We start from the raw sequence: 17,906 nt of genomic DNA, 5'->3' as shown, positions 1-17,906 counted from the left end.
GCGCCGCGTACTAAGTACGCAAGCGACGATTGAAAGGCGAGGTGGCGCGCTGCAGTCCGGTCGATTAATCGAGCTCCTTGAGCCCCTGGCACAGCTCCCAGTACGTCCCGCCGAGCGCGTAGAGCTCGTCGTGCGTGCCGCGCTCGATGATGCGGCCGTGGTCGAGCACCATGATGGCGTCGGCGTCGCGCACCGTAGAGAGGCGATGCGCGATCATAAAGGTCGTACGACCCTCCATGAGCTGCTTCATACCGCGGCTGATGAGCATCTCGGTGCGCGTGTCGATCGAGGAGGTTGCCTCGTCCAGAATGAGGACGGGCGGATCGGCAACGGCGGCGCGCGCGATGGCGAGCAGCTGGCGCTGGCCCTGGGAGAGGTTCGCACCGTCGGAGGTCACCAGGGTGTCGTAGCCCTGCGGCAGACGGCGGATGAAGCTGTCTGCGTTGGCGATCTTTGCCGCTGCGCGCACCTCCTCATCGGTGGCATCGAGCTTGCCGAAGCGGATGTTCTCGGCGATGGTCCCCGTAAAGAGGTGCGTGTCCTGCAGCACGATGCCGAGCGAGCGACGCAGCGAGTCCTTCTCGATGTTCTTGACGTTGATGCCGTCGAAGGTAATCTCGCCCTCTTGCACATCGTAGAAACGGTTGATGAGGTTTGTGATGGTGGTCTTGCCAGCGCCCGTGGAGCCCACGAAGGCGATGGTCTGGCCCGGCTCGGCAAAGAGGTTGATGCCATGGAGCACCTCGTGGCCCGGCTCGTAACCAAAGCTCACGTCGTGGAAGCGCACGTCGCCACGGAGCGGCAGCGCGCCCACGGCCAGCAGCGTGCCATCGACGCCGCGCGCGGTGGCACCCACCTTGGCGCCCGCCTCGAGGGCGGCCGGCGCAGCGGTAGCGGCGGGAACCTCAGAGCGCGCCGCATTGTCCGACTCGGGAGCTGGCGAGGGGGCTACCGGGTCGGCCGCGGGGCCAGCTGAGCTGCACGAAACGAACACGTCCCCATTTGTGCACCCGTCAGCGACTTTTACAAGCGAGCCCCAGGCGCCGATACCCCAACCCTCGGGAATGCGCCATACCCAAGAGCTGCGACCCGTCTGTTCGAGCCGTACGCGGCCCTCGTCCACCTCGGGCGTCTCGTGCATGGCGGCAAAAACGCGCTCTGCGCCGGCAAGTGCCGAGAGCAGGAAGTTCGACTGCTGCGTGAACTGGTTGATGGGCATGGCGGTCTGGCGCACAAAGACCAGGTAACTCGCAAGTGCGCCCACGTCGGTCGCGCCGGTAATGGCCATCCAGCCGCCGACCGCCGCCACGATGGCGTAGTTCACGTAGCTGATGGAAACCACGGCGGGGATCATCGACGCGGCATAGGCCTGCGCGCCCGTACCGGCAACGCGCAGCTGTTCGTTCTTATCGCCAAACTCTGCCACGTTTGCCGACTCGTGGTTAAAAACCTTCACGACCTTCTGGCCGGTGACCATCTCCTCCACATAGCCGTCAAGCTCGCCGAGCACCGCCTGCTGCTTTTGGAAGTACCGGCGGCTGCGGCGGGTGGAGAAGCTGATGTAGGCAAACATCACCGCATAGCCCACGACCACAATAAGCGAGAGTCGCCAGTTCAAGATAAAGATCATGGTGAGCGTGCCCACGATCATGATGAAGCTCTGGATGACCATGGCAAAGCTGTTGTTCATGGCCTCTGCCACGGTGTCGACGTCGTTGGTGAAGTAGCTCATGATGTCGCCGCGGCTGCGCGAGTCAAAGTAGCGCAGCGGCAGCGTCTGGATGTGCGCAAAGAGGTCGCGGCGAATATCGACAAGCACCTTCTGCCCGGCGTGCACCATCGTTTGGGTGTAGCCAAAGGTGGCGAGCACGCCTGCGCAATAGATGGCGGCGGTGAGCAGGATGTTTTTGACGAACGCGTCGTAGTTACCCGCGGCGAGCGCATCCACCACGGGGCGAATCATATAGGTGCCGACGAGGTTGGCCACCGCGGAGATGGTGACGAGCACCGCCACGGCCAAGAAGAGCAGCTTGTGACGGCCCAGATAGGCCATGAGTTCATGCAGGGTGTGCAGAAGGTTCTTGGGCTTGTTTCCCGGTGCCGGCATTAGCGCTCACCTCCCTTCGAGGCGGAGGTGACTGTCGCAGTGCACGAAACGGCCCCGTCCCCAACTGTGCCGTATTGCTGCGAGGTGTAGATCTCGCGGTAGATCTCGGAGCTGGCGAGGAGTTCGTCGTGCGTGCCAACGGCGCTCACACGGCCGTCGTCGAGCACGATGATCTGGTCGGCGTCTTCCACCGAGTTCACGCGCTGAGCGATGATGATCTTGGTCACACCGGTGAGCTCGGCAAGCGCGGCGCGAATCTGTGCGTCCGTCGCCATGTCAACCGCGCTCGTTGAGTCGTCAAAAATGATGACCTTGGGGTGCTTCAGAAGCGCGCGTGCAATGCAGAGACGCTGCTTCTGACCGCCGGAGACGTTCACGCCGCCCTGGCCGAGGTCGTAGTCGAGACCACCCGGCAAACGGTCGAGAAACTCGTCCACCCGCGCCTGCCGGCAGGCCGCCAAAAGCTCCTCGTCGGTCGCCTTGGGGTTGCCCCAACGCAGGTTCTCGCGCACCGTGCCCGAGAAGAGCACGTTTTTCTGCAGCACGATGGCAACCGCGTCGCGCAGGGCTGCCAGATCATAGGCGCGCACGTCGCGCCCACCCACGCGGACCTCACCCTCAGTCGCATCGTAGAGGCGCGGGATCAGCTGCACGAGCGTAGTCTTGCCCGAGCCCGTACCGCCGAGGATGCCCACCGTGGCGCCAGCGGGAATGGCGAGCGAAATGTGCTCGAGCACGTACTCCTGCGCGTCAGCGCGGTACTTGAAGGAGACATCGTCAAAGGCAACCGATCCGTCCGCAACCTCGGTCAGTGCACCCTCCGGCGAGGTGAGATCAACGGGCTCGTCCAGCACCTCAGAGATGCGGTGCACGCTCGCAAGCGAACGCGTGAGCAGCAAGAACACGTTGGAGATCATGATGAGCGAGTTGAGGATCTGCATGACGTAGGAGAGAAAGCCCGTGAGCTCGCCCACCTGGAGCGCTCCGCCTAAGATCATCTGTCCGCCGAACCACATGATGAGGGTCGTGGCCGTGTACATCGATACATAGAGCACGGGCATGTTGAAGACCGCCAGGCGGAAGGTCCGCTCGCTTGTTGCGGCAAGACCCTCGTTCACGCGGCGGAACTCCTCGCACTCGTAATCGCCGCGGACGTAGGCCTTGACCGCGCGCACGGCCGTGAGCATCTCTTGCACCACGTCGTTCAGCTTATCGACCGTTGCCTGCAGCACGCCGTAGAGCGGGCTTACACGGCGCACGATGACAACGATGGCGACGGCCATAACTGGCACCACGCCGCAAAAGACGAGCGCAAGCTCGGCATTGAGGTAGAACGCAAGCGCAAATCCGATGATGAGCATCACGGGTCCGCGCACCATGGGGCGAAAACCAGCATTGAGCGCGTTTTGGATAACCGTCACATCGGTGGTCATGCGAGTGACAAGCGACGACGTCTCAAAGTGGTCGAGGTTTGCAAACGAGTACTCCTGCACCTTCTGGTACTCCGCCGCACGCAGGTGCGCGCCGAGCCCGTAGGCGGCGCGCGCCGCAAAGCGGGCATAGAGCAGACCCGTGATGAGCGCGGCGATGGCGCAGGCGCCCATGAGCAGGCCCTGACCGGCAATGTAGTCGAGGTCGCGGTTTGCCACGCCTACGTCAATGATGTCTGCCATGAGGATGGGGATCACCATCTCAAAGGCGCTCTCGATAATGACGAGCAGAATGCCGAGGATGGCGTCGCGACGGTACTGGCCGAGATACGAGATGATACGGCGAAGCTCATGCACGGGAGGTCGCCTCCCCTGCACCGATCGCCTCGCTCGCGCCGGGCGCCTCACTCGCGCCGGGCTCGGCGGGTATGCGGCCGGTGGCCTGACTATCTGCCGCGGCGGCAGCGAGCTTCTGCCCGTAGGTGCGCAGGTTCGCGTGCGCACGGCGCAGGTAGTCGGCAAACGCCTCGCGTTCCTTGGGCGTAAAGCCGTCGAGCATGGCGCGTGCCTCCTCCACGCATGCGGCGTTCCACGCGCGGGCGACGCGCTTCCCCTCGCTGGTTAGCGAAACCACCTTGCAGCGGCGGTCGTCCGCATGCGGAGCAAAACTCACAAAGCCCTTGCGCTCAAGTGCGTCGAGCATGCGCGAGACGCCCGCTGGATCGAGCTCGTAAAAATCAGCAAGCTCGCGGGGCGTGCAGGAACCGTTCTCGGCCAAGTAACTCAGCAGCTTGGGCTGACCGGTGCCCAACCCAATGCTTGCCATATAGGGGTGAAGCAGCTGTTTTTGCGCATGAGACGCCCTAAAGAGCAGCATACGGTAGGCACCAAGATTGACTTGATCGGTCGCGTCTGCCTCTGAGGAATTTGCACGTTCGTTGTCTTGCATAGCTCCTCGCAATACTTGATATGTCAATTGTTGACTTATCAAGTATTACTTCACGCTATCACGCCTGTCAAGACAGTTGCACCAGCTTGTCACTATCTTGCAACCGACAGAGAATCGTTTTGCCGGTTGCGATAAACGCGTTCTCTCTACATGCAAAAGGGGCGACCGCTCGAGCCGCCCCTGTAAAGGAGACTTTTAGATGCGCTAATCGTCGTATCCGCTGTCAGCGTCGTAGCCGCTATCAGAGTCGTAGCCCGAGTTTCCGTCATCGTAGTCGTACCCGCTGTCGTAGTCATACCCACTGTCGCTATCGTAGGAGGGTGACGGGGCGGGAGCGGGTGCTGGAGTGGGCTCCGGAGCGGGAGCTGGGGCGGGAGCGGCGGTCGAGACCGTTGCGGTCACGCCGTAGTCGCTCGCGCCGTCGTCATACGCGGAATTTCCGTCGTCGTAGCCGTCCCTATCGTCGTCATAGGTCGAGTTTCCATCGTCGTAGGCCGAGTCGCCGTCATCATAGGCGGAGTTTCCATCGTCGTATGCTGAGTTGCCGTCGTCGTAGCCAGAATTGCCATCATCCCACGTATCGCGGTCGTCCCAGTCATCGTTGCGGTCAAAGTCGGCCTCGAGCACCTTGCCGGTACGAGCGTCAACCTCAAAATCGTATTCGGTGCCGTTCGCCGTGAATTCGAGCTCGTACACGCCGTCATCGAGTTCATACTCGTGCTCGTGGAAGGTCACCGTCGCCAGATCGAGTCCCAGCTGCCCCAATACCAGCTGCTTGGCAGCATCGATGCCGATGAGTCCGGTATCGTCCAGGTCGTCATCTCCGATGGCGTAGGCGCTCGAGCCCAAACCGCGGTTGCTTGCCACCTTCTGCACACTTGCCGCCATGTCATCCATAAAGCTATCGAAAGGCGCCCGCGACCCGTCCGCGATCTTGAGAACGATATTGCGCTCGCGCCCGCCGATGCCGTTCTCAAAGTAGCCATCGTCATCAATCTCGCCGACGAGCTCACCCGCAACCATCGTCGCCGGCCGACCGATAGCGTTGTCAAAATCGGCAAGCACGCTCTTGCCGTCCTCATTGGCGCCAGAAACCGCCACCACGTCACCCTGGCTGTCATAGGCGATCTCAATCTCGGGGTTCACGCTCAAAAGAACGCTACCGATGGCCGCCGTGCCACTACCCGAGGGAGTTGAGGGGAGCAGCGTTCCGCAGCCGCTAAGCCCGGCTATCAGGGCAGCGCACACGCCGATGCCTGCGATGCGGAAGAGAGTCCTTGTAGCCAACATGTTTCCTCCTTTGGTCACCGGTTCTTCCGGTTTTCCCTTCTGACAGTGATAGGTTGCGGAGGACCCATTCCCAAACCGGGGTCGCACGAGTACTTTTTGGACTTTTTTCTTGCCGCTACGCAGGAGAAGCTAGAACGCGAGCGTTAATCGTCGTAACCGCTGTAACCGGAGTTCCCATAGCCGCTGTCATCGCTGTAGGTTGCCGCAGGCGTCGGGGCGGGGGCTGGCGCGGGCACGGTCTCCACTGGTGCAGGCGCGGCCTCCACCGGCGCGGGGTCCGCGGGCTCCGGCTCGGGCACCTCGACGACTACCTCCTCAGGCAGATCGTCAGCAGCTGCCTGCGCGGCCTCGATGTCTGCCTTACGGGCGACCATGATGTCCTCGCCCACGTGAGCGGAGAGGTCAGCGATCAGACGCTCCTCGGTCTCGGCGCGCCATGGTTCGTCGTCCGAAGCCACATCAAGTGCCACCGCGCCACCTGCTGCAAGATCCCCCGCGTCGGCCGCGCGGTCGGTAAGCTCAAAGACCACCGTCTCGGCCTCCTTGCCGTAGGACCAATAGCCCTCGATAAGGGCCTCGCCGTCGGCATTCTCACCAGCAAGCCCAACCACACGGTCAAACCGGTTGACCTCAATGGCAACAGATGGGTTGATCTCCAAGTGCACGGTACCTCGCGGCGTCTGCCAGGACCACGCACCGCCGATGATCGCAGCGCAGAGGCAAGCCGCAGCCGCCAGCCACCACACCGTGCGCGCCGGACCGCGGCGCCGGGCCACGGCGTCGTCTATGGGCGTATCGGCAAGGTAGATATCCTCCCGCACCTCGCCCACGGCGTAGCCCAGGTTGGGCACGCGCCGCACGCGGCCCTCTTCGTCGAGCACGACGGCAAAGCTCAGAGCGCACTCGAGCACCAGGTACCTCATGCCGCATCACCCCCCGCTACCTCGGGCGCGGCACCAACCACCTTGTAGAGGTGGTCTCGAATGATGTCGAAGCCGTTGGTATAGATGAGAAGCATCGCCACAAGGTAGCGACGGTGGCGCTCGAGCGTCTTGCGCTCGACACCCGCGCCTGAGGCTATGGCGGCAAGCGGTAACTTACCCGTTGCCTCAAGCTGCTCGATGAGCTCAAAATGCTCGCGCGCATAGCGGATGGCGGTCCGGCAGGTCTCGAGTGTGCGGTCCTGCTTAGGGCAGTTGTCCACTACGTCAGCAAACGACACGCCGTAGGTCTCGAGGAGCGCAGCGAGCTCGCGAATCTCTTTTCGCGTCGCCTCGCGAACCATGCCCTCGTCCATTTCCGAATGTTCAGTGGCGATTTGGTCCACCAGAGCGGGACGCTCGTCACCGTCGGTGTCGTCGGTTGCGCTGTCGAGCGACACAACCGTGAGGTGGCGCGCCTCGCGGCGGCGGTAGTCGATGAGGCGGTTTTTGATGAAGCGGGCCGCAAGCGGCAGGAACGCGCCGCGGCGCGCATCATATGCCATCACCGCCTCGTGAAACGCAAACATAGCGATTCCCAGCTCGTCATCAGACCCCTCTTGGGGGCTTCGCCCCGTGAACTTTGCGGTCTCGGCCTTGATGAACGGCAGGTAGTCACGCACCAGGTCATCTGCCCGATGCGCATCTCTCTGCGCCGCCCGCACGCGCGCGGCAATGTCGTTCCGCAAGCCCATGGTCTCCCCTTCTGCCCATAGGATGCGCAGCGCGCACGCGCGTTTTGGGGTCGCGCGGGCAGATTGGTCAAAACTGCTGGAACGTCGAGCGTACCGGGTCGCCGGCGCACATTCGGTAAGGGGAGATGACGGATTTGGTAAGGAATCGGTAAGACGCGCCTATCGCTCGGGCACTACGCCGGTCGCCATGATCTGGGCGAGGTCGTCCTCGGTGAGGACCGGCACGCCCAGGCTCTCCGCCTTGGCGAGCTTGGAGCCCGCCTTCTCGCCCGCCACCACGTAGCTCGTCTTCTTGGAGACCGAGCCGGTAACCTTGGCTCCGAGGGCCTTAAGGACGCTTCCCGCCTCGTCGCGCGTGAAGCGCGTGAGGGCGCCCGTGAGCACAAAGGTGAGGCCGGCGAGCGGCTGTGCCTCGGTGAGCTCGGCCGCAACCCCCGCCTCCTCGGCAAAGGCCGCATCCGCCCCCGCGCCGCCAAGGTTCTCCTCCAGCGTCACGCCCGCCTGGCGCAGGCGCTCGAGCACCGCGAGGTTCTCGGGAACCGCAAAGAACTCCTTCACGCTTGCCGCAATCTTGGGACCGATGCCCTCGATACCTGCAATGTCCACCTCGCTTGCGTCGATGAGCGCGGGCAGGTTGAGGAAACGCTGGGCTATGAGCTCGGCCACGCTCTTGCCCACATGGCGGATACCCAGCGCAAAGAGCACGCGCGAGAGCGGCTGCTCTTTGGAGCGCGCGATCTCGTCTACCACCTTCTGGGCGATGGTGGCGCCCACGGGAATGGGGTCTCCCGCGTGGATGCCGCGGCGCTTGTTGTCCGTTTGGTAGGTGCGGCCGGTGTCGAGCGCGGCCACCGCGTCAACGGTAAGCGCATAGAAGTCTGCGACATCGCGCAGAAGCCCCGCCTCGACCATCTTGTCGATAAGCTCGGTGCCCACGCCGTCAATGTCCATGCAGGGGCGGCTCACCCAATGGGCCAGGCGCTCGCGCAGCTGCGCCGGGCAGTCGATGGAAACGCAGCGGTAGGCAACCTCGCCCTCCTCGTGCACCACCGGCGCCCCGCATGCCGGGCAGGTCGCCGGCATCTCGTACTCCACGGCGCCCTCCGGACGGTGGTCCAGCACCGGCCCCACGACCTCGGGAATCACGTCGCCCGCCTTGTGGACCACAATGGTGTCGCCCACGCGCACGTCCTTGCGGCGGATCTCGTCAATGTTGTGGAGGGTCGCGCGGGCAATCGTGGAGCCCGAGACCGTTACCGGATCGAACTCCGCCACCGGCGTGAGCACGCCCGTGCGGCCGACCTGGATGCGAATCTCGCGCAGGACCGTGCGCTTCTCCTCCGGCGGGAACTTGAAGGCGATGGCCCAGCGCGGCGCGCGCGCCGTGAACCCGAGCTCGTCTTGCTGCGCGAAGCTATCGACCTTCACGACAACGCCGTCGATGTCGTAATCAAGCTCGCTTCTGTGAGCAAGCGCGTTGGCGCAGAACTCATGCACTTCGGCCGGCGTTGCGCAGCGGGCCACATTGGGGTTGACGGAGAAACCGGCTTGGCGGAGCCAATCGAGAAAGGCATGCTGGCTATCGACGTGCAACGGCGCCGTGTCCGCCACGGCATAGAGGAAGGTCGCGAGATCGCGACGCGCCGTGACCTTGGGGTCTTTCTGGCGGAGGCTACCGGCAGCGGCGTTGCGCGGGTTTGCGAAGGGGTCGCGCCCCTCGGCATCGGCTTCCTCGTTCAGGCGCACAAAGCTCCCCTTGGGCATGTAGACCTCGCCACGCACCTCGATCACAGTGTCGCGGTCGGCGCCCATGTGGTCGAGCGCCGCCGCGGAGAGGTGCATCGGCACGTCATGGATGGTGCGGACGTTCAGGCTTACATCCTCGCCCGTGGCACCGTCGCCGCGCGTTGCCGCGCGCACAAAGGTGCCGCCGCGATAGGTAAGCGCCACGCCAAGACCGTCGATCTTGAGCTCGCAGGTATAGGTGACCCGCCCCGCGCCAAGCGCGTCCTCGGTGCGCTGGAGCCACTCGTCCAGCTCCTCGAGATTCATGGCGTCGTCCATCGAGTACATGCGCGCCATGTGCGTGACCGGCGCAAACTGCTCGGTGTCCACGTAACCGCCGCCCACGCGCTGCGTGTAGGAATCGGGCGTCACGAGGTCGGGATAACGCGCCTCAATCTGCTGCAACTCCACAAGGAGCTTATCGAAGGCGGCATCCGTAATCTCGGGTGCATCGAGAATGTAGTAGCGGTACGCATGGTAGTCGAGCTCGTGGCGTAGCTCCGCCGCGCGCGCGGCGGCAGCAGCCTTTGCCGAGGCATCGGCAACGAGCGCCGCGTCCTCCGCCACCTGCGAGGGCACCTTCTGGTCCTCGTCTACGATCTCGCCAAACAGATTCTTCTGCGCCACAGCATCCTCCTCGTTACGACATTGCTGACGTATAGGGTACCATCCCGCGCGGAGTTGCCCCGGACAAGCTCAAGTCGTTCATGAGCGTAAACCAAGCACTGCTGCCGTGACATCCGCCCTTTTGGCGCTGTCATGCCATCGTCGTGCCTGATGAGCGCTTTAGCTTACTAAAGTACTTTGTGGGCTCCTGCATTTTTACGCTCATGAACGACTTGAGGTTTCCAAGAGGGCACGCTGAAGATGTGCTAGAGACTTACGTAAAAGCCTGTGGGCAATGCGCCTACGAACCAGACCTTCGGGACTCTCCAAATGCTCGAGCTGGGCGGAGCACTTCATATGATCCGTGCAGAACAAAGTCCCCTTTCCGAAAAACACGTGAAGTAAGTGGCCTACTTCAAACAAACCGTCCAAACTGCTCGCTTCCGGTTCATTGTGAGCGCGTTTTCCCAGTTGATGCACAAGCCCCTTTGAGGTGTCATCTCGTATCCTTGCAGAGCCCACTTACTTCGCAGGTTTTTCTTCAACAGGCCTCTGTCCGCCCATCCCCTTGTGTGTCACGCCGTTTTGTTCCGCAAAAAGCGCGGCGCGCCCCTTGGAGCACGCCGCGCCTCGTCGCAGCATATGTTGGCAAGACGCCCTACGCCTGAGCAGCGTCCGTTTCCTCGGTTGCCTCGGCGGCTTCAGCAGCCTCTGCTGCAGCCTTGGCCTCAAGCCAGTCGGCACGGCGGACGGCGCGCGAAGCAAAGCCGATCACCGCAGCGGGGATGACCGCAAGCACAAGGATCATGATCGGCGGTGCGATGAGGTAGATTCCCATAGCTCCAACCCCCTTACACGAACATTCCGCCGGCGATGCCCGCAACGCCCGTGAAGGCGAGAGCCATAAGGGCCGCCGTGATGAGCGAGATGGGCACACCGCGGAGAACGCCCGGAACGAGGCGCTCGTCGATGCGGTCATGGATGAAGGCGAAGGCAACCACCGCGATGAAGATGCCCATGCCCGTGCCAAAGGCGATGCCGAGGGCAACGTCGAAGGTCGCCACATCAGCAGAGGCGGCCATCGAAAGCGGGGTAGCAAGCACGGCGGCGTTGACAGCAAGCAGCGCGCAGAGCTGATAGATGCGCGAGCGCTCGGCACGTGCGCGCGAAGCGGCCGCGATAGCACCGCCACCGAAGATAACCGCGGCGCTCACCAGCAGGTAGACCACAGGTGCCATGTAATCGATGCCCCAGGGCGCCAAGATGCCAGCGTAGACCGGCCAACCGATGAGACCGGCAGCAAAGCACGCGGCCCAAAGGGCGCCGCCCAAGCGGAAGGCGTCCTGCGGGCGCTCAGCGGCCAGAAAAACGATGACCATACCCACAAGCTGGCCAAAGACAATGTTCTGGTCGAGCGCTGCAGAGAACAGAGCGTTGAAGAACTCCATTAGCGCTCACCTCCCTCTGCGCTCTTGCGAGCGGCGTCGACGATCGAGTTCACGAAGGTGCACACGAGCGCGAGCACCAGAAGCGACCCAGCGGGCGTGCCGAAGATCGCGATGGGCGAGGCGGCGAGCTCACGCATGGTGAGGCCAAAGACCGCACCCGTGGCAAACATACCGTTGATAAAGCCCACGAAGACGAGCGTCACAAACGTGCACACTGCGCAGAACACGGCGGTGCCGAGCGGGCACTTGGCGGGGCCTGCCGTAAAGCCGTCATCGTAAATGAAGGCGGCAACCAGGCCGTTCACCGCAGCGAGCGGCAGGTAGATGCCGAGGTTCTGGTAGATGAGCGGGTCGATGATGCGCATCGCAAACGAGAGCAGCACAACGACCGTGGCGCTCACCATAAGAAGCACCGGGATGCGCGCCCAAACGCCCGTGATCGAGCGAAGAGGACGAGCGAGCACGGCCATAACCACAATGGCGATGGCACTCACCGCACCGATGGCGATACCGTTTTCAACCGAAGTCGCCGCGGCGAGGCCGGTCAGCGAGCCGGCAGCCACAAGGAAGGCCGGCGTGCGCACGAGGTCTTGGATGCGCGCATTCTGCTCGCGCACCACGTTCTCATTGAGAGCCATATTAGTTACCTCCCAACTGAGCGTACGCCTCGAAGGCAATGTTGAGGTCCGTGACAACGGCGGTGGAGGTGAAGGTCGCGCCAGAGACGCCGTCCACCTGTGTCTCGCCCGAGCCGGGCTCCTCGACGGTCAGCGTTCCCTCAGCGGCAAGGCCGGTGAACGTACCGAAGTAGTCCTCGGTCAGGGCGTTCGTGCCGATGCCGTCGGTCTCGTCCTCGGACACGATCTGGATACCCGCAACGGTACCGTCTGAGGCGATGCCGATCATAAGCTCGACATCACCGTGGTAACCGGCGGACTGGACGTCGAAGACGTAGTCGCCCGCATCGGTCACATAGGCGGAGTTGAGGCCGTCGATCGCCGGCGCATCGAGCTTCTCAAAGCTCGCCGCATCCGGGAAGAGAAGCGCGCGCTGGGCGCCGCCCTGCGCCTCGTCGAGGCGGGCGTCCGCATCGGCGAACGCGGTGGTTGCCCACTGGCCCTGGTAATAGGCGAAGCCGAGCACGCCGCCGCAAACCACGGCCGCGATGAGCACGGTCACAAACGCGTAGAGCGAGCCGTTGCGATGGCGGGCGATCCAGGAGAGCTTCTGGGGAGTCTCGTTAGACGAGGGCATTCTTGACACCTCCCACCGGCTGCGTCCGCGTATAGCGGTCGATCAGCGGAACGAACATGTTCATGAAGAGAATGGAGAACGCCACACCCTCGGGAGCGGAGGCGAACAGGCGCACGAGCGCGGTGATGACACCGCAGCCAATGCCGAAGATGATCTTACCCTTGGGCGTCATGGGCGTGGTGGTGTAGTCCGTCGCCATGAAGAACGCGCCGAGCGCAAGACCGCCGGCGAGCACCTGATAGACGACGTCCTCGCCGCCGATGCCCGTGATGAGCGCAACCGTGGCGATGAAGGGCACCGTCGCCCATGCGTCAACCACGCGCACCACCAAGAGGAAAATGTAGCCGATGAGCAGCGTGATGATGCAGGTCTCGCCGAGGGCACCCGCATGGGTGCCGAGCAGAAGGTCAAGGTAGCTCGCGGTGGGAGCGCCCGAGGCGGCCTCCGCAAGCGGAGTTGCGCCGGTGATGGCGTCAAGCGGCGTGCCCTGGACGGCAGGGTAGCTCGAAAGTGCCGACGGGAAGGCCACCATGATGAAGATACGGCCGGCGACGGCGGGGTTGAACACGTTGGAGCCGATGCCGCCGAAGAGCATCTTGACCACGATGATCGCAAACGCAGTACCGGCAACCGCCACATGGAAGGGGCAAGTAGCAGGCAGCGTGTAGGCGAGAAGCATCGCCGTCACGACGCAGGAGAAATCACCGGCGGTGGACTCGCGATGCATGATGATGCAGCACACGTGCTCGCACACGAGCGCCGTGGCGATGCAGACAAGCACCAGCAACGGAGCGGCGAGACCGTAGAGCGCGGTCGCCGCGATGAGCGTCGGCAGGAGCGCCAAGCAAACGGCGCCCATAATCTTCCACGTAAGCGACTTCCCGTGGAAATGCGGGGAGGCTTCGTTGATGAGGTTCATGCGCTTTACGCCTCCTTCGCGGGTTGTGTGAGACGCGCGGTCTCGGAACGGTAGAAGCCCTTGCCCTCGCGAATCGAGGCGGTGATGCGACGGTGCGCCGGGCAGGTGTAGGCGCAGGAGCCGCACTCCATGCAGTTCATGACGGCGTACTCGTCGAGCTTCACCACGTCATGGCTGCGAGAGGCAGCATCGAGCTGGAAGGGCATGAGGCCCAAGGGGCACACGCGCACGCAGCGACCGCAGCGAATGCAGGGCGTCTCGTCGGGCAGAATCGCCTTGTCCTCGAGGCAGAGGATGGCGTTGTTGGCCTTCAGGATCGGGCAGTCGATGTCGGTAATGGTACGACCCATCATGGGGCCGCCCATGATGATCTTACGCGGCTCCTTGATAAGGCCGCCCGTGGCCTCCACCACATCGTGCACGCTCATGCCGATGGGGATACGGTAGTTGCCGGGGTTCTTGACGCAGTCACCGGCGATGGTGACGGTCTTGCGCACGAGCGGCACACCGTAGCGGAAGTACTCCTCGATACGCGAGACCGTGGTGACGTTCAGCACAAGACAGCCCGCGTCGACGGGAAGCCCGCCGGCCGGCACCGCACGGCCCGTGGTGGTCTGGATGAGGACCTTCTCGCCACCCATGGGGTAGCGCGTGGGGACCATGAGCACCTCGACGAGGTCACCCACGCCCTTTTCCTTGATGGTCGCGTTGAGCTTGTCGACCGCCTCGGGCTTGTTGTCCTCCACGCCAATGACGGCGGCGGGGATGTCGAGCGCGCGGGCAATGCGGGTCACGCCGTCGATGATACGCTCGGCATGCTCCATCATCTGGCGATAGTCGCTCGTGATGAACGGCTCGCACTCCATGGCGTTTACGACAAGGAACTCGAACTTCTTGCCCGGCGGGCACTTCATCTTGAACCACGACGGGAACGAAGCGCCGCCAAGGCCCACGACGCCCGACTTGCGGACGCACTCGATGAACTCGTCCTTATTGGAGTACGTGGGCTTCTCGAGCGCCGGGTCGTTCTCCATCTTGCCGTCCGACTCGATCTGGACGACCGGGGCGTGCTGGCCCGTGGGCAGCGTCTCCTCGGCTACCGAGGTGACCGTGCCCGAAACCGTGGCGTGCACGGGCGCGCAGAGACCTTCGCCATCGCCGATGAGCGTACCGATGTAGACGTGGTCGCCCACGTTCACCACCGGCTTAGCAGGCGCCCCGATGTGCATGTTCAGCGGGATGCGCACCTGCTTGGGAGGCTCGATCGACGTGACGGGGCAGTCCCGCGTGTCCTTGCACTGCGGCGGATGCACACCGCCTAACGTCTTGTGCAGAGAGAACATCAACTCCCCTTCCCCCTCATGCTCTGCCGAAAGCAGGCTCTCCCGGCAGATAGAACGGTGTCTACACATGCATGCACTCTATTGTAACGGCATACCTTCACATTTTGAACACGAGAATGCGGGTCGCGGCGCGCACAATGCGGCCCTCATTATTCTATTTAGAGAATAATGCGTGGAAGAGGGGTCTGGCGGCAATCTTGACCTCCAACCAACAGCGGGGGAATTTGCCCAACATTTTTATCGCCAATATGATTGAGCAAGGATGATACCGCCAGATAAAAAATGCCCTTAATATCAATCTACTTAGCCATGTTATACGTCAACACGCTACCGTCTGATTGAATATCAACAACCTGTAAATCATCACTAGTACCACTCGACCCAAAGAACGGTACGAGTGGAAGGATGAAACCGGTAAACAAGCTGCCCTTCTCTCTGTATGCAACCTGCACCATTTGGTCGGGATTGTCGTAAAGACCATCAAAGCTGTAACCGATGCGGATATCTTGACCAATGTGGGCATCTTGGGGAATGTTGCCCTCAAGCACCACAAACGTATTGGTTTCGATTCTGTCGTCTCCAGAAGTCATGTTGTAAAGGCGCACGGCAATAGCATCATCTGAACGATCAATAATGCTCGCCTCGCTCACATAACGCCCTGATACGATTTTGCAGCTCCAATGTTCCATGGGGATGAAAAATGTAGCCAGCAACGCAATGACGGCAATGACGATGATTGACTTCCATTTGTTTTTAGCCTTTGCATCACTATCGTTTGTCATGGCATTGACCCTTCCCTCGCCTCTCAAGCCTGTCGCTGACGACTACTCCGCCGGTGTGAATACCATGCTCTCAGGCTCAGATGTAGCCGTTGCAAACAAAGCGCCGTTCTTTATGAACTTGATGGTTACTGGCGTTTGGAGATAATAGGCAAATGAAGATGCATCACTGCGGAGTTCCTGTTCAATCCGTGCGCTACTGTTAGATATATTTTCACCATTGCTGGCAATCATTCCATTGCCATAAACATAGAACGTCACCTGTCCGTTCTCGACCACATATTCGCACCCATCAAATCCGCTATAGACACCAACAAATCCATCGAGAACGACAGAAAGATTGTCCGTAACTTTTGCGATATGCGCGTCACGTGCCTCCGCAGCAATTTGAGCAGCTCGTTCAATTGCTCCATCAGTTGTATCTGAATACAAGCCGACAAAGATGCCCATTAGATAACCATCGCTACCATAAATAAGCGACACAACGTTTGATTGAAGGCTCTCGGCCAACTGCTTATACCCATCCTGACTATCCTCCCATGTTGCATATATTTCCGGCTGTTGATCTTTTCCAACCGAAGGAGACACACGATATGTACCGTCGACAAACACTGGGACAGCGTGCACGGCTTTAAACACGACAACGTCACCATTATCGACATAGGTCTCATCTGCATAGCCATTTTCCAAAGAGCCGGATATCTCGCCTTGGATAATGGCGAGGCGCTCTGCCGCGCGGGTTGCTGCGTTTTTCTCAAGCGTGATGGTTATGGTGTTGCTCTCATCTTTCGAAAGCCGCTCCCCGACAGCAGGGTCAACCCCAACAACCTCATATCGTGCATCGATGTCCTCATCACTTAAACCAGAGAGATCATCCCCCGCTGCATACGCAACCTCCCATTTGTCGGAGATAGCCTCTATCTCGCTGGTCGACTCAGCGGGAGAATCACCTATAACATCCGGCACCTCGGCAAAACGAGATTCACGCCACGCAAACAAGCCGATTGCAGCAGCAAGAATCACGAGCAGCACAACCACAATAGGCTTAACCCATGAGGGCATGCGCCCGTTCACCGGCTTTTTTGCCAAAGAGCCATCTTCGGAAGGCGAAGCAGGTTGCTCGGTCGCTTTCCCATCTCCACCCGAATCCAACGTTTCATCAGGCACCTCATCCTCCGCTCCATCCTTCTCGCCCAAGCCCTCGACTGGCATTTCGTCCCGCTCTTGACAATCAGGCTGGCACTTCTCGTCCTGCTCGCGCTCGCCCTGGTTGATTTCACTCTGATTGGCCATTTTGAACTCCCACTTCCATACGATGCCTGCAACCAGCACACAAATCCCAAGAAACTTCCCCACTCAGACTGCTTCTCTTAAAACCAGAAGCAATCGACTGGCCCTCGGAAACAAGCGGAGAGCGCACGAGTCTGCCCCGGACGAATTCCGATAGACCGGGAAAGCTCAGGCGCGCATGAGTGATCTCATGCGGATACCTGAAGAGAGATTTCTTCGCACTTACGACAAGCCTCGACTCCGTCTCGTAAAACCACGGGGCAGACTTGGCGCAAAAAAGCGAAGCGCTGTCGCTTGATAACGTCTCTTTCAAAATCTCAAACCGAGGGATGTTGCGGATACGAAGTGCTGCATAGTCGGGCTTCTCGCCCATGGAGCCATCGACGATATAGGCAACATCGACAAGCCGCACTTCAACATCAGGACCTGGAAGGCGTGTTTCGATGGGTACGAAATCGCCGTCGCGGAAGTGTCCGAATTCCATCGTGTCAATGTTATCCTGCACAAACTGCGGTAACGATTGAGGGAAATCAATCATTGCGCCATCAACGTCGTGCCCTCCGTAGAGCATCCACATCGCGACGTTTTCGACGGAGAGCCACGAAAAAGAAATACCGAAGTGTTTCCAAGAATCATAGGGAGCATTGAAGCGACGGGCATCTATTGGATCGTTCCATGTTGAACCATCGCTTGCGATGAGCGTTTCGGATTCCAGAATCTTCACCGCACGATCCACCTTTGTATAATGCTTATACGATCTATGGGGACGCGTCCTTTCAAATATCCGATTCAATTGCTGGACATATAACTCATCCTGCATAATCACCCCAACGAGTTCATGTTTCCTGGAGGGATCAATAAGTTCTACCTTCAAGGTAGAACTTATCCTGATTATAGTCAGGATGCGTGCTTTGCTAACACAGAACGGCCAGCGGAGTCCGTATGCGGGCGACGCTTTCTCTTTCCGAGGAGGCAAAGCCTATGAACGTTGTTCTTGAAGTCCTGCAAGCCCTCACGTTCATCGCGAGCAT

Annotated in this window: 16 protein-coding genes; all 16 read right to left on the bottom strand. The window is 61.1% G+C overall.

The annotated features are described in order from the left end of the window. Positions 1-64: 64 nt before the first annotated feature. Complete coding sequence (locus tag B5F89_RS07850) at positions 65-2,107, bottom strand: ABC transporter ATP-binding protein (RefSeq protein ID WP_087431230.1); 2,043 nt, start codon at positions 2,105-2,107, stop codon at positions 65-67. After that, positions 2,107-3,894 (bottom strand): ABC transporter ATP-binding protein, encoded by a 1,788-nt coding sequence (locus tag B5F89_RS07845; protein ID WP_087431229.1) that lies wholly within the window; start codon positions 3,892-3,894, stop codon positions 2,107-2,109. The genes B5F89_RS07850 and B5F89_RS07845 overlap by 1 nt, the downstream gene beginning before the upstream one ends. Next, positions 3,887-4,486 (bottom strand): MarR family transcriptional regulator, encoded by a 600-nt coding sequence (locus B5F89_RS07840; protein WP_204230647.1) that lies wholly within the window; start codon positions 4,484-4,486, stop codon positions 3,887-3,889. The genes B5F89_RS07845 and B5F89_RS07840 overlap by 8 nt, the downstream gene beginning before the upstream one ends. A 204-nt stretch (positions 4,487-4,690) precedes the next feature. Beyond that, entirely contained in the window at positions 4,691-5,776 is a 1,086-nt protein-coding gene (locus B5F89_RS07835) for a PepSY domain-containing protein (RefSeq protein WP_087431228.1), read from the bottom strand. A gap of 143 nt (positions 5,777-5,919) precedes the next feature. Continuing rightward, positions 5,920-6,699, bottom strand: a complete 780-nt coding sequence (locus tag B5F89_RS07830) for a hypothetical protein (protein WP_143758355.1) — start codon at positions 6,697-6,699, stop codon at positions 5,920-5,922. After that, positions 6,696-7,451: a sigma factor gene (locus B5F89_RS07825; protein WP_087431226.1), complete on the bottom strand. Its 756-nt coding sequence runs from the start codon at positions 7,449-7,451 to the stop codon at positions 6,696-6,698. Before B5F89_RS07825 ends, B5F89_RS07830 begins: the two co-directional genes overlap by 4 nt. Positions 7,452-7,610: 159 nt before the next feature. Further along, the gene (gene ligA / locus B5F89_RS07820; RefSeq protein ID WP_087431225.1) at positions 7,611-9,863 is read right to left on the bottom strand and encodes an NAD-dependent DNA ligase LigA; all 2,253 of its coding nucleotides are present in this window, start codon (positions 9,861-9,863) and stop codon (positions 7,611-7,613) included. Between the two features lie 637 nt (positions 9,864-10,500). Continuing rightward, positions 10,501-10,680 (bottom strand): hypothetical protein, encoded by a 180-nt coding sequence (locus B5F89_RS07815; RefSeq protein WP_087431224.1) that lies wholly within the window; start codon positions 10,678-10,680, stop codon positions 10,501-10,503. Positions 10,681-10,693: 13 nt separating this feature from the next. Continuing rightward, the gene (locus B5F89_RS07810) at positions 10,694-11,290 is read right to left on the bottom strand and encodes an Rnf-Nqr domain containing protein (protein WP_087431223.1); all 597 of its coding nucleotides are present in this window, start codon (positions 11,288-11,290) and stop codon (positions 10,694-10,696) included. Beyond that, complete coding sequence (locus tag B5F89_RS07805; RefSeq protein WP_087431222.1) at positions 11,290-11,928, bottom strand: Rnf-Nqr domain containing protein; 639 nt, start codon at positions 11,926-11,928, stop codon at positions 11,290-11,292. Before B5F89_RS07805 ends, B5F89_RS07810 begins: the two co-directional genes overlap by 1 nt. A gap of 1 nt (position 11,929) precedes the next feature. Beyond that, positions 11,930-12,544 carry an FMN-binding protein gene (locus B5F89_RS07800; protein ID WP_239286715.1) on the bottom strand — a complete coding sequence of 205 codons (615 nt, stop codon included), beginning with the start codon at positions 12,542-12,544 and terminating at the stop codon, positions 11,930-11,932. Then, complete coding sequence (locus B5F89_RS07795; RefSeq protein WP_087431221.1) at positions 12,531-13,463, bottom strand: RnfABCDGE type electron transport complex subunit D; 933 nt, start codon at positions 13,461-13,463, stop codon at positions 12,531-12,533. The genes B5F89_RS07800 and B5F89_RS07795 overlap by 14 nt, the downstream gene beginning before the upstream one ends. Positions 13,464-13,468: 5 nt before the next feature. Next, a complete protein-coding gene (gene rsxC / locus B5F89_RS07790; protein ID WP_087431220.1) occupies positions 13,469-14,806 on the bottom strand; it encodes an electron transport complex subunit RsxC in 1,338 nt (445 codons plus the stop codon). Positions 14,807-15,105: 299 nt separating this feature from the next. Beyond that, on the bottom strand, positions 15,106-15,588 hold the full coding sequence (locus tag B5F89_RS07785; protein WP_087431219.1) for a hypothetical protein: 483 nt from the start codon (positions 15,586-15,588) through the stop codon (positions 15,106-15,108). A 42-nt stretch (positions 15,589-15,630) separates the two neighbouring features. After that, the gene (locus tag B5F89_RS07780; RefSeq protein ID WP_143758354.1) at positions 15,631-16,941 is read right to left on the bottom strand and encodes a hypothetical protein; all 1,311 of its coding nucleotides are present in this window, start codon (positions 16,939-16,941) and stop codon (positions 15,631-15,633) included. Next, positions 16,862-17,599 carry a hypothetical protein gene (locus B5F89_RS07775; RefSeq protein WP_143758353.1) on the bottom strand — a complete coding sequence of 246 codons (738 nt, stop codon included), beginning with the start codon at positions 17,597-17,599 and terminating at the stop codon, positions 16,862-16,864. Before B5F89_RS07775 ends, B5F89_RS07780 begins: the two co-directional genes overlap by 80 nt. Positions 17,600-17,906 lie beyond the last annotated feature (307 nt).

Origin of the sequence: Collinsella sp. An307 (assembly GCF_002161805.1) — a bacterium.
Classification (GTDB): domain Bacteria; phylum Actinomycetota; class Coriobacteriia; order Coriobacteriales; family Coriobacteriaceae; genus Coprousia.
This window is presented reverse-complemented; position numbering and strand designations above follow the sequence as displayed.